The 11,568-nt window shown below is 66.9% G+C and carries 12 protein-coding genes; 4 read left to right on the top strand and 8 right to left on the bottom strand.

The window, feature by feature from the left end:
- Positions 1–20 precede the first annotated feature (20 nt).
- Positions 21–1,340, top strand: coding sequence for a D-alanyl-D-alanine carboxypeptidase family protein (locus ACWF99_RS13360; protein WP_452536056.1), 1,320 nt, complete (start codon positions 21–23; stop codon positions 1,338–1,340).
- A 16-nt stretch (positions 1,341–1,356) separates the two neighbouring features.
- Here the strand turns inward: ACWF99_RS13360 and yhjD are convergent, their stop codons facing one another.
- The 3 genes from yhjD to ACWF99_RS13375 are packed head-to-tail and all read right to left on the bottom strand — an operon-like array spanning position 1,357 to position 4,419.
- Positions 1,357–2,379: an inner membrane protein YhjD gene (gene yhjD / locus ACWF99_RS13365; RefSeq protein ID WP_378635468.1), complete on the bottom strand. Its 1,023-nt coding sequence runs from the start codon at positions 2,377–2,379 to the stop codon at positions 1,357–1,359.
- Positions 2,380–2,420: 41 nt separating this feature from the next.
- Positions 2,421–3,452: a tryptophan--tRNA ligase gene (gene trpS, locus ACWF99_RS13370; protein ID WP_378635465.1), complete on the bottom strand. Its 1,032-nt coding sequence runs from the start codon at positions 3,450–3,452 to the stop codon at positions 2,421–2,423.
- Between the two features lie 22 nt (positions 3,453–3,474).
- Positions 3,475–4,419, bottom strand: coding sequence for an oxygenase MpaB family protein (locus tag ACWF99_RS13375; RefSeq protein ID WP_378662560.1), 945 nt, complete (start codon positions 4,417–4,419; stop codon positions 3,475–3,477).
- 103 nt (positions 4,420–4,522) lie between these two features.
- Here ACWF99_RS13375 and ACWF99_RS13380 point away from each other — a divergent pair, with 103 nt between their 5' ends.
- Positions 4,523–5,155 carry a TetR/AcrR family transcriptional regulator gene (locus tag ACWF99_RS13380; protein WP_452536058.1) on the top strand — a complete coding sequence of 211 codons (633 nt, stop codon included), beginning with the start codon at positions 4,523–4,525 and terminating at the stop codon, positions 5,153–5,155.
- Positions 5,156–5,164: 9 nt separating this feature from the next.
- On the opposite strand, the gene ACWF99_RS13385 is transcribed toward ACWF99_RS13380, so the two are convergent.
- From ACWF99_RS13385 to ACWF99_RS13400, 4 genes are all read right to left on the bottom strand, one after another.
- The gene (locus ACWF99_RS13385; RefSeq protein WP_452536059.1) at positions 5,165–5,545 is read right to left on the bottom strand and encodes a hypothetical protein; all 381 of its coding nucleotides are present in this window, start codon (positions 5,543–5,545) and stop codon (positions 5,165–5,167) included.
- Between the two features lie 155 nt (positions 5,546–5,700).
- Positions 5,701–6,180 (bottom strand): barstar family protein, encoded by a 480-nt coding sequence (locus tag ACWF99_RS13390; RefSeq protein WP_378635455.1) that lies wholly within the window; start codon positions 6,178–6,180, stop codon positions 5,701–5,703.
- A complete protein-coding gene (locus ACWF99_RS13395) occupies positions 6,180–6,674 on the bottom strand; it encodes a ribonuclease domain-containing protein (RefSeq protein WP_452536061.1) in 495 nt (164 codons plus the stop codon). The genes ACWF99_RS13390 and ACWF99_RS13395 overlap by 1 nt, the downstream gene beginning before the upstream one ends.
- Positions 6,671–7,450, bottom strand: coding sequence for an exodeoxyribonuclease III (locus ACWF99_RS13400; protein ID WP_452536062.1), 780 nt, complete (start codon positions 7,448–7,450; stop codon positions 6,671–6,673). The genes ACWF99_RS13395 and ACWF99_RS13400 overlap by 4 nt, the downstream gene beginning before the upstream one ends.
- A gap of 67 nt (positions 7,451–7,517) precedes the next feature.
- Here ACWF99_RS13400 and ACWF99_RS13405 point away from each other — a divergent pair, with 67 nt between their 5' ends.
- Positions 7,518–8,372 (top strand): alpha/beta fold hydrolase, encoded by an 855-nt coding sequence (locus tag ACWF99_RS13405; RefSeq protein ID WP_452536064.1) that lies wholly within the window; start codon positions 7,518–7,520, stop codon positions 8,370–8,372.
- Positions 8,373–8,415: 43 nt separating this feature from the next.
- Here ACWF99_RS13405 and ACWF99_RS13410 read toward each other — a convergent pair whose 3' ends face one another.
- Positions 8,416–9,645, bottom strand: a complete 1,230-nt coding sequence (locus ACWF99_RS13410; RefSeq protein ID WP_378635445.1) for an acyl-CoA dehydrogenase family protein — start codon at positions 9,643–9,645, stop codon at positions 8,416–8,418.
- A gap of 193 nt (positions 9,646–9,838) precedes the next feature.
- On the opposite strand from ACWF99_RS13410, the gene ACWF99_RS13415 reads away from it, so the two are divergent.
- Positions 9,839–11,461 (top strand): purine-cytosine permease family protein, encoded by a 1,623-nt coding sequence (locus tag ACWF99_RS13415; protein ID WP_452536066.1) that lies wholly within the window; start codon positions 9,839–9,841, stop codon positions 11,459–11,461.
- The last annotated feature ends 107 nt before the right edge of the window (positions 11,462–11,568 follow it).

An 11,568-nucleotide genomic window follows, 5' to 3' on the forward strand; every position in this document is an offset into this window, starting at 1 on the left:
GACTATTAGGCTGCGAGGCGATGAGGATTCGTGAAGTCGGCCTGCGCGCCGCATGCCTTCTCGGTGCTGCCGTCACCGTCACCGCACTCGCAGGCGCTCCCGCCTTCGCCGTCCCCGCCACCGACGGGCCACCGGTCGGCGGCTCGAGTACGACCACCACACCCCCGTTCACCACGCCGAACACCGACGACTGCCCACAGAAGACGCAGCCGCCCGCGCCGATCGACACCTCGGAGGTGCCTGCGCCCGGCGAGCCGACACCGACCCAGCTCCCCGTCCCCTCCCCCGCCATCGGCGGTCAGCGGATGGGCGATTGCGGCGTGATCGTGCCCGACGGCGCACCCCCGGTGCCCGCCGAGATCTCGGCGACCGCGTGGATGGTCTCCGACCTCGACACCGGTCGCGTGCTCGCCGCCAAGGATCCGCACGGCCGCTACCGCCCCGCCAGCACCATCAAAATCGCCCTGGCCATCGTCGCGCTGCGCAGTCTGGATCTGGACAAGGTCGTGGTCGGCACCCAGGCCGACGCCGATGTCGACGGCACCAGGGTCGGCATCGGACCCGGTGGCCGCTACACCAACCGCCAGCTCATGCAGGCCCTGATCATGTGCTCGGGCAACGACGCCGCGCACGCCATCGCCACCCAGCTCGGCGGCGACAAGGCGGCCGTGGCGAAGATGAACGAGGTGGCGAAGTCGTTGCGCGCGCTGGACACTCGCGCCGCAACCCCGTCCGGCCTCGACGGACCCGGCATGAGTACCTCGGCCTACGACCTGTCGGTGCTGTTCCGCGAGGCGATGAACATCCCGCTGTTCGCCGAACTGATCCACACCGAGCAGGTGGACTTCCCAGGATTCCCTGCCGACCCCAAGATCCCCGACGACAACTTTGACAAAGCAGACCACCCCGGCTTCCCGATCGCCAACGACAACCAGCTGCTCTACAACTACGCGGGCGCGATCGGCGGCAAGACCGGTTTCACCGACGACGCCCGTCAAACCTTCGTCGCCGCCGCCGAACGCGACGGCCATCGCCTGGTCGTCACCCTGCTCAAGGCCGACGTGCGCCCGATCCGGCCCTGGGAGCAGGCCGCACGACTGCTGGACTACGGTTTCGCCCTCGACACCGACGCCAGGATCGGCAAGCTGCCCGAATCAGGCAGCGAGGCAGTGCAACCCAGCGTCCCCCTGGCGTCACCCCCACCGCGCGCCGACGGTACCCAGGCCGACCCGGTCCGACCGGCACACCAGGGCGCTCGCATCGCCACCCTGATCGGCGGCCCGGTGCTGATCCTCGTGCTGCTGCTCTGGGCCCGCAGGGCTTTCCGGCGCAGGCGCTGACACCGAACGCCGGGCGCTACCGCCGTTTACCGGCCAGCATCAAGGCGAGCGCCGCCACAGCTCCCGCCCCGAAGTAGGCGGCGCCGGCGCCGGTCGACATCCCGTGCTCGACCACCCGCGGCCGGATGACCACCGCGTCCGGCGGCTCGACCGTGGCAGCACGCTCGTTGTCCGACGACGTCGCCGCCCACGCCGTCGCGAACAGCAGGATCCGATAGGACATGTAGCTGAAGACCATCAGGCCGATGATCGACCCGAACGTCGCCCCCACCGGGCTGGACAGCACCGCCCGCAGATAGATCGCAGCGATGATCTTGAAGATCTCGAAGGCCACCGCCGCCAGCACCGCCGCCCGCGCCGCGCTGCGCAACGACACCGGCTCGCGCGGCAGCCGCGCGATCATCCACGCGAACACCGCCCACGACGCGAGCAATCCGAGCGCGATGGAAACCAGCCGCAACACCAGACCCGCCCCGGGCAGATGATCCGCCCCCAGCAGCTCGAGCACCCCCTTGCCCAACCCGCTCGCCGAGACCGCCGACAAACCGAGCGACACCACGAAGGCCAAGCCGAGACCGATCAACGCACCGATATCCGACAGTTTGGCCAGCCACCACGGCTTGTCGGGGCTGTGACTGGCCCACTGCTCGGTGAGCGCGGCCCGCAGGTTGGCGATCCAGCCGAGCCCGGTATAGAGCCCGACCAGCAAGCCGATGACGCCGACCGTGCCGCGGGAATTGATCGCCTGTTCGATGAGGTCGTTGATCTGGGTGCCGAAGGAGCTGGGAATCTTCTCGACGACCTTGTCCTGCAACTCGGTCAGCAGGTCGGGGTGTCCGGCCAGAATGAAACCGGCCACCGAGAAGGCCACCATCAGCAGCGGAAACAGCGACAGCACAGTGAAATACGTGATGCCCGCCGCGAAGAAGTCGCCGCGCTGGCTCTGGAACCGCCCACCGGCCCTGACCAGATGATCCAGCCAGGGCCTGCGCCCGATCTGCTTCTCGACGGCTGTCGAGATGTTGTCGATCAACTGCATGACACGCGCCCCTTCAGCGAAAACCTCAGGTGCGCAACGGGTCAGCGAGCGAGGAAGCCAACCCGGTCGTACACCTGAGCAAGTGTGTTGCCTGCGATCTCACGCGCCCGCTCGGCACCCGCGGCCAGAATCCGGTCCAGTTCTGCCTGATCGGACAGGTATTCCTGCACCTTCTTCTGCACGGGTGTCACGAATTCGACCAGCGCGTCGGCCACCTCGGCCTTGAGATCACCGTAGCCCTTACCCTCGAAATTCACCTCGAGGTCGACGATCGGGGTTTCGCGCAGCGAGCTCAGGATCACCAGCAGGTTGCTCACGCCCGCCTTGTTCTCCGGGTCGTAGCGGATCTCGCGCCCGGTGTCGGTGACCGCCGAACGCACCCGCTTGGCGGTGACCTTCGGGTCGTCGAGCAGGTTGATCAGCCCGGCGTCGCTGGAGGCCGACTTGCTCATCTTCGATGTCGGGTCCTGCAGATCGAAGATCTTCGCGGTGCCCTTGACGATGTGCGGTTCCGGCACGACGAAGGTCTTCTTGTAGCGAGTGTTGAAGCGCTGGGCGAGGTTCCGGGTCAACTCGAGGTGCTGACGCTGGTCCTCGCCGACCGGCACCTGGTGCGGGCGGTAGAGCAGGATGTCGGCGGCCATCAGCACCGGGTAGGTGAACAGGCCGACGGTCGCGTTCTCGGCGCCCTGCTTGACCGACTTGTCCTTGAACTGGGTCATCCGGCCCGCTTCACCGAAACCGGTGATGCAGCTCAGCACCCATGACAGCTCGGCGTGCTCGGGCACCTGACTCTGCACGAACAGCGTGGACTTGGCGGGGTCGATGCCGAGCGCGAGCAGCTGGGCGGCGGCGGACTTGGTGCGCGCCCGCAGCGCCTTGGGGTCCTGGCTGACGGTGATCGCGTGCATATCCGGAATGAAGTACAGCGCGTCGTACTCGTCCTGCATCGTCACCCAGTACTGCAGCGCACCCAGGTAGTTGCCGAGGTGGAAGGAGTCGCTGGTGGGCTGGATGCCCGACAGCACCCGCTGCTTACGTTCGGCCGTCTCGGCCGGGGCAGGACTGGACATGCCCCCGATCTTTCCATGGCACTCAAGCGGAATTTCGCTGCACCCAGTTGCGCGGATCGACACCGGGCATGCTCGGGTGGCCCGTCTTGACCATGCGCTGTTCGCGACGGGCGAGTAGCTGATAGGACGGGGCGCTCGGCCCGGCGAGCGTGCCCGCCAGAACCCGGGGCGCCAGCGGCGGGACGACATGGGCGGTGCGGATGCTGCGGCACAGCGCGCGGTGGGCCAGTTCGTCGGAGATCCCCCACTCGATGCCGTACATCTGCCGGATCCGCGGCGGAAGACTGCCCTGGACCAGCAGATACAGCGCGGTCCCGACCTGTTCGGCCGGTGGGCGCAGCCGGTACGCCTTGCGGTGGCCCGCGAGATAGGAGCCGACCAGTTCGGCCTCATCGGTGAGGAACAGTTCGGTCGAGTTCAGATAGCTGTCGAAGTAGCGACGGAAGGCCGGGTAGTCGGCGGGTGCGGCGTCGCGCGGCATGCCGAACAGTTCGCCCCACCGGACGTAGTCCTGGTAGAGGTCTTCGCGCTCGGTGGCCGTGAGTTCGCGGACGAGGCGGTCGTACATCACCTCGGCCGAATCGAAGGTGAAGGCCATGGTCATGAACATCAGGTGCGGGTCGTGGGCCGCGTAGGCGGTGCCGGCCGGATGGTGGGCGCCCGCGTCTTCGGGCAGGGTGCCGACCACCGCGTCGTGCTTGCGCCGGGTGAAGGCCAGCGCGCGATCGGCCTCGGCCAAGCTGCCGAGGAACACCGCTTCGAACAGGGCTCCGGTGATGGCCAGGCGGGTGTAGGGGGTTTCCCGATGCGCGGTGTGTTCACTGGTGCCGACGAACAGCAGCGGATGCACCGCGCCGATCACCAGCGCCCGCACGCCGTAGGTGAGACCGACCGCGCGCTTGCTCATCACCCGCCGGATCATCGAATCGTCGGCGAAATATCCGGGTTCGCCCTGCCGTGTGGCCATGTTGCGCCTCCTCGTCGAGTGCATCTGGCAATAGAATCCTCCAGAATTGATATTCTGGCAAGAGTCTCTACCAAAACAACGCGAGAGGACGGCAGCACGCACAATGGACGCTGTGGCAGCACAACGGACATACGGCGGCGTTTCGGCGCAGGATCGGCAATCCCAGCGGCGGACCGCACTACTGGACGCGGCACTGGATCTGGTCGCCGCCGATGCCAAACTCACCGTCGCCGGCCTCTGTGCGCGCGCGGGCCTGAACGAGCGGTACTACTACGAGAGTTTCGACAAGCGCGACGACGTCCTGGAAGCCCTGCTCGACCGCATCGCCGACGAACTCACCGCGGCGATCGCGACCGCACTGGCCACCGCGCCCGCCGACAGCCGCGTCCAGGCCCACGCCGCGATCGACGCGGGCATCTCGGTGCTCACCGACGACCCGCGCAAGGCCAGGGCCGCGCTGATCGCCGGAATGGCCACCCCGGAGCTTCGCGCCCGTACCGCCAGGACGGTGCGGGCGTTCGCCCGGCTGGTCGCCGCCGAGGGCACCGGCTTCTACGGCGGCGACGTCCCACAGAATCTGGTCGACTTCCGGGCGATCTACCTGGTCGGCGGCCTGACCCAGACCCTCACGACCTGGCTCGCGGGCGACCTCGATCTCACCCGCGAGGAACTGATCGACCAGATCACCGACGTTTTCGTCCTGCTCGGCGACGACCTCGCCAGTCGTTACCGCTGAACGATCCCGCTACAGGGGGAAGCACGCGCCGGTGCACGGCTCCGACGACCCGTTGCTCAGCCAGCCGATCAGGCGCCAGAACTGGATGTCCACGTTTTGCACCGAGCCGGTACCGGAACCGCTGTCCGCGATCTGCGCACCGTTGGCAGGCTGGGACGGAAGGGGCACGCACACATCGAGCATGACGCCGTCGCATTCCGCGGCGGAACCGCTCGACAGCGCGCGCAGCAGGTTACCGACCAGGTCGCTCGATCCCGGGGACGCCTCGGCGACCAGCTGAATCTTCGCCTGCGCGGTGTCGGCGCCCGCCACGGCATCAGCTGTCGCCGGACCGGTGGCCGCCGCGATGATCGTGCCGAAAATACTCGCGCTCAACAGTATTCGCTTCATCAGGTTCTCCTAGCCGGCAGCCTCGGGTGGCCGCACGGCGAAGACAGTAAGCGGACTGATCAGACTGTGACAGACACCAATAGCAGTGGCATCGAAACCCGGGCACCGGTGCGCCGATCCAGCGGACAGCCGTCCACCGTGGACGCGGATTCGCGTCAGTCGGTCAGTCCGACCGCGCCGAAGGTGTCCGCGTCGCCTTGCAGAACCACGCGGAACACGACATCGCGGCGCGCCCAATAGGCGGCGCAGTCGCGCATGGTGGCGTCGAACCAGGCGCGTTCGGCGGGTTGCTCGCCGAGCATGTCGTCAGCGGTACGGATCACCGCGACATAGCCCGGGGCGTCGCCCACGAAATCGTCGAGGTCGCGCAGGCATTCGTCGAAGGCGTCCTTGTTGGCGCCGAAGTAGTACGGGAACTGGAAGGCGGCGGCGAACTCGTCGAACAGCTCTGCCATGGTGCGCATCTTGGTGCCGCGCAGTTCGCGCACGCGGTAGTCGGCGGGGGCGTCGTAGCGGACGCCGCTGAACTGGTTGGCGTCCACCGGCAGCGCACCGAGCACCGGCGGCGTGGTCGCGGCCGGCGCTTCGGGGGTGGGGCGAGCAAGGAACTGCGACAGCGTCATTCGCGGAGTCATCAGCGCATCCTCGTGAAGGTTTCGTAGTGGTCGCCGGTGTACCAGGCCGAACCGTCGCTGCCGGTGACGATGCGTTCGGCGTCGCGACCGCGATTGCGCTGCTTGGGATTCACATCCCACTCCTGGTACTTCACCGGATTGCCCGCCGAATCCTTGGGCGGCAGTTTGGTTCCCCGGTTCATGAACTGCTCGCCGCCCTTGGTGCCCTGCGCGTTGGCCGAACCGGGCCAGCGCCCCGCGTCGATCTCGACGAGGGTGACATAGGCACGGTCGGGCACACCCGCGGTCTTGGTGGCCGGCGAGGCCGACGAATTCCCGGCGGGCGGACCAGGCTTCGGCGCGGACGCGGTGGTGGTGATCCCGGCGACGGCACGCGTGGTCGACGTGACGGTGGTGCTGTCGCTGCCGCGACCACCGAACACGGTGAGGCCGATGGCCGCCAGAACGAGGACGAGTCCACCGAGCAGGCTGAGAGTCTTGCGTGAGAGTTTCATCGGTACTGGACAGTAACGGGCGCGTGGTCGGACCACCGCTGGTCGTAGGCGTCAGCCCGTTCGACGACGGCCTGCTTGGCGCGACCGGTCAGCTCACCGAGGGCCAGCTGGTAATCGATGCGCCAGCCGGAGTCGTTGTCGAAGGCGCGGCCGCGGTAGGACCACCAGCTGTAGGGGCCCGCGACGTCGGGATGCAGGGCGCGCACCACGTCGACGTAGCCCGCGGCGAGCAGTTCGGCGATCCAGGCGCGCTCCTCGGGCAGGAAGCCCGCCGACTTCTGGTTGCCCTTCCAGTTCTTCAGGTCGACCTCGGCGGGGGCGATGTTCCAGTCGCCGCTCACCACGAACTCGCCGGTGCGCGACTTCAGGTACGCGCCGAGCTCGGCCATGAACCGGTACTTCTCGTCCTGCTTGGGGGTGTTCTCCTCGCCTGAGTGCACGTAGACGCTCGCCGCGGTGACGTCGTCGAAATCGGCCTCGATATAGCGGCCCGACGCCGCGAACTCGGTGCTGCCGAATCCGACGCGCACGGCATCGGGTGCGCGCCGCGAAAGAATCCCCACGCCCGCGCGGCCCTTGGATTCGGGCTCGGCATGTGAGAGCACCCAACCCGCGTCGAGTGCGGGGGCCAGCGCCGCCGCGGTCTGCTCGTCGGTCGCTCTGGTCTCCTGCAGGCAGACGATGTCGGCTTCGGTCGCCGCCAACCAGGCCAACATGCCCTTGGTCGAAGCGGCACGGACCCCGTTAACGTTCACAGTCGAGAGGATTATCGGCACCGTACGACCGTACAATGCAGGCAGGGATGCTCCCCCGGACACCGTCGTCCAGGAAGGGGTGATGACGATGACGTCACGCACCGCCAAGTCCACCGCCCGCCCCACGCCCGTCGCGGCGTTGCATATCGGGTCAGGCGACCCGGTCTTGTTGTTGCACGGGTTCCTGCTCTCACCACATTGCTGGGAGCAGGTCGCACAGCGAATGTCTGCCCATTGCGAGGTGTACGCGCCGGCGTTCGCCGGGCACTGGGGTGGCCCGAAGGTCGAGGGCTGGGCACTGGATGTGTATGCCCTGGCCGATCAGATCGAGGACCAGCTCGACGAGCTGGGCTGGCGCACCTGTCACATCGCGGGCAATTCACTAGGCGGCTGGGTGGGACTCGAGCTGGCCCGGCGCGGCAGGGCACGCACGCTCACCACGATCGCCGCGGCGGGGGGTTGGGCGTCGCCGTCGCTGAGCCAGGTCAGGGTCGGCATCAAGTTCGCGTCGATGATTCCCTTCATCGAAATCGGCAAGCGCCTCGGCGGTGTGGCGATCAACAACCCCCTCGTGCAGCAGGTGGCCGCGATGCTGGTCACCAAGCACACCGGCGCCGTCGCCCGCCGCGACCTCGCGACCACGCTCACCGCGGTCCTGCACTGTGACGCGATGATCCCGCTGATCCTCGGCAGCCTGCGGGCGCCGGGCATGGACGACCTGGGTGAGCTGAGCACCCCGGTGCGGATGCTGCTCGCCGAATACGACCGGATCATCCCCAACAGCGTGTACGCCACCCGCTACCTGCGCGAACTGCCCGAGTCGGCGGATCGCATCCTGGTGCACGGAGTGGGGCATGTGCCGATGCTGGAGGCGCCGGACCGGATCGCCACGCTGATCGCCGAGCACATCTACGCCAGCCGCGGACACCTGCGCGCCGTGTGACGAGATCCCGGCCGCGACAACACTGTTCGCGGCCGGGGCCGGTTCACTTTCCGAGCAGACCCTTGGCGATGTGGGTCACCTGGATCTCGTTGCTGCCCGCGTAGATCATCAGCGACTTCGCGTCACGGGCCAGCTGCTCGACCCGGTATTCGCTCATATAGCCGTTGCCGCCGAACAACTGCACCGCCTCCATCGCCACCTCGGTGGCGGCCTCGGAGCAGTACAGCTTCATCGCCGAGGCCTCGGCCAGGCTCGGCGGCTTGCCCGCGCGAGCGCGCTCGAGCACGTTGAACACCATGTTCTGCACATTGATTCGCGCCACTTCCATCTTGGCCAGCTTGAGCTGGATCAGCTGGAAGCGCCCGATCTCCTGCCCCCACAGCGTGCGATGGCGCGCGTAATCGACACAGAGCCGGTGACATTCGTCGATCACGCCCAGCGCCATGAACCCGACGCCGATCCGCTCGGCGGTGAAACTGGCTCTGGCGCTTTCTCTTCCGTCACCGCCCTGGTGTTCCTCGGTCTCGCCGAGCAACCGATCCTTGCCGAGCCGGACATTGTCGAAGAACAACTCGCCGGTGGGTGAGGAGTGCAGGCCCATCTTCTTGAACGGCTTGCCCTGGGTGAGGCCTTCCATGCCCTTGTCGAGCACGAACGTGAGCACCTTGCGGTCGCGTTTGCCGGCGCCGTCACCCTCGTCGAGCTTGGCGTAGACGATCATCACGTCGGCGCACGGACCGTTGGTGATGAAGGTCTTCTGGCCGTTGAGGATGTAGTCCTCGCCGTCGCGTTCGACGCGAGTCTTCATGCCGCCGAACGCGTCCGAGCCGGAATCGGGTTCGGTGATCGCCCAGGACGCCACCTTGCGCAGGGTGACGATGTCGGCCAGCCAGCGCTGCTTCTGCGCGAGGGTGCCCCGCGACATGATGGTGGTGGCGCCGAGACCGATGCTCACGCCGAGGGCGGACACCAGACCCATACAGACGCCGGACAATTCACTGATCAGCACCGCCATCATCGACTGCTGATCGCCGAACGGGCTGCCCGGCTTCTTGCCACCTTCGCTCGGACCCGCCGCTTCCTTGGCGAGCATCTTCGCGACGGCGTCCTCGCCCATCGCATCGATCCCGAACTGGCTGAACAGCTTGCGCAGGATCGGATACGGCAGCATCTCACCGCTGTCGAGGGCATCGAGGTTCGGCCGGACCTCCTTGTCGATGAACGCCCGCACGGCGTCGCGGATCATCAGATCGGTCTCGGACCATTCGAACACTGTCGTCTCCTGACGCTCGCTCCGTCCAAAAACATACACGCGTGCTTGTTTTTGCGGAGCCGTTTCGGTGACCCCGGTCACCATCTGCCCGCGTAACAGCGGCGTAACGGATCGGAAAATTCGCGTCTACATCTATGCAGGACCGTCTGTGAGTCGCCGGTTACGTGCGGCAGCGGATGAAGGAGAGAGGGAAATGGCCGGAGCAGATACTGCCGCCAAAGAAACACTCGAGGACTACACGCTGCGTTTCGCCCCGCGGAGCTACCGCAAATGGAGCCCCGCCGTCGTCGGCATCTCCGCACTCGGCGGCATCGCCTACCTCGCCGATTTCGCGATCGGCGCGAATATCGGCATCGCCCACGGCACCGGAAACGCCCTGATCGGCATCGGTATCTTCGCCGTGGTCGTGATGCTCACCGGATTTCCGCTCGCCTATTACGCGGCGCGCTACAACATCGATCTCGACCTGATCACGCGCGGCAGCGGATTCGGCTACTACGGCTCCGTGATCACCAATATCGTGTTCGCGTCGTTCACTTTCATCTTCTTCGCGCTCGAAGGTTCGATCATGGCGCAGGGCCTGTTATTAGGCCTCGGAATTCCGCTGTGGCTCGGCTATCTCGCCTCCACGATCATCATCTTCCCGCTGGTCATCTACGGGATGAACACCCTGGCCAAACTCCAGGTGTGGACCACGCCCCTGTGGCTGCTGCTGATGGTGGCGCCGTTCGGCTTCCTGCTGGTGCGCCACCCCGATTCGGTGGGTTCGTTCTTCGCCTACGGCGGCGAGAACGGTGAGGGCGTGAGCGTGTCGGGCGCGCTGCTGGCCGCCGGTGTGTGCCTGTCGCTGATCGCCCAGATCGCCGAGCAGATCGACTACCTGCGCTTCATGCCGCCGCGTACTCCGCAGAACCGGGCCAAGTGGTGGGGCTGGATGCTGCTCGCCGGTCCCGGCTGGGTGCTGTTCGGCGCGGCCAAGCAGGTCGTCGGCCTGTTCCTCGCGGTGTACCTGATCGCGAACCTGCCCGCCGCGCAGGGCATCGCCAACCAGCCGGTGCACCAGTTCCTGGAGATCTACAAGGACATGGTGCCGGGGTGGCTGGCCATGACGCTGGCCGTGGTGCTGGTGGTCATCAGCCAGGTCAAGATCAACGTGACCAACGCCTACTCGGGCTCGCTGGCCTGGACCAACTCCTACACCCGCGTCACCAAGACCTACCCGGGCCGCCTGGTGTTCCTGGTGGTCAACCTCGGTGTGGCGCTGGTGCTGATGGAAGCGAACATGTTCGACTTCCTCAACAACATCCTCGGCTTCTACGCCAACTGCGGCATCGCCTGGATCGTCACCGTGGCCACCGATATCGCGGTGAACAAGTACGTGCTGAAGATCTCGCCGAAGGTGCCGGAGTTCCGGCGCGGCATGCTCTACGACTTCAACCCGGTGGGTCTGGTCGGCTTCGGGCTGTCGGCGGTGCTGTCGATCATGACCTTCTTCGGCCTGTTCGGTGCGCTGCTGAAGCCGTACTCGCCGCTGGTCGCGGTGCTGGTCGCCTTCATCGCGACCCCCCTCACCGCGATCGCCACCAAGGGCAAGTACTACCTGCGACGCGCCGACGACGGCATCGAGGCGCCGATGTTCGACGAACACGGCAACCCGTCGGGCGACCTGCTCACGTGCCACGTCACCGGCATGGACTTCGAGCGCCCGGACATGATCGCCTCGGCGGTGCCGGGTCCCGAGGGCGAGATCCAGTACATCAGCTCGCTGGCGCTGTCCACGGACAAGGACGGCAAGCACCTGCTGCCCAGGCAGTAATTTTGGAGCGCTGGCGCGCTCGAGTTCGCGGCCCCTTGTGTCCCGTCGATCAGGCACCGTTGCTTGCTCCGTCGGCCCCCACCCCCCCCCGCCCGCTCGCCGGGCCG

Source organism: Nocardia sp. NPDC055002 (genome assembly GCF_053608825.1).

Bases quoted from the DNA above. Each gene is read 5' to 3' on its own strand.
- ACWF99_RS13360 (WP_452536056.1), top strand. From the start codon at position 21: ATGAGGATTCGTGAAGTCGGCCTGCGCGCCGCATGCCTTCTCGGTGCT.
- yhjD (WP_378635468.1), bottom strand. From the start codon at position 2,379: ATGCAGTTGATCGACAACATCTCGACAGCCGTCGAGAAGCAGATCGGG.
- trpS (WP_378635465.1), bottom strand. From the start codon at position 3,452: ATGTCCAGTCCTGCCCCGGCCGAGACGGCCGAACGTAAGCAGCGGGTG.
- ACWF99_RS13375 (WP_378662560.1), bottom strand. From the start codon at position 4,419: ATGGCCACACGGCAGGGCGAACCCGGATATTTCGCCGACGATTCGATG.
- ACWF99_RS13380 (WP_452536058.1), top strand. From the start codon at position 4,523: ATGGACGCTGTGGCAGCACAACGGACATACGGCGGCGTTTCGGCGCAG.
- ACWF99_RS13385 (WP_452536059.1), bottom strand. From the start codon at position 5,545: ATGAAGCGAATACTGTTGAGCGCGAGTATTTTCGGCACGATCATCGCG.
- ACWF99_RS13390 (WP_378635455.1), bottom strand. From the start codon at position 6,180: ATGACTCCGCGAATGACGCTGTCGCAGTTCCTTGCTCGCCCCACCCCC.
- ACWF99_RS13395 (WP_452536061.1), bottom strand. From the start codon at position 6,674: ATGAAACTCTCACGCAAGACTCTCAGCCTGCTCGGTGGACTCGTCCTC.
- ACWF99_RS13405 (WP_452536064.1), top strand. From the start codon at position 7,518: ATGACGTCACGCACCGCCAAGTCCACCGCCCGCCCCACGCCCGTCGCG.
- ACWF99_RS13415 (WP_452536066.1), top strand. From the start codon at position 9,839: ATGGCCGGAGCAGATACTGCCGCCAAAGAAACACTCGAGGACTACACG.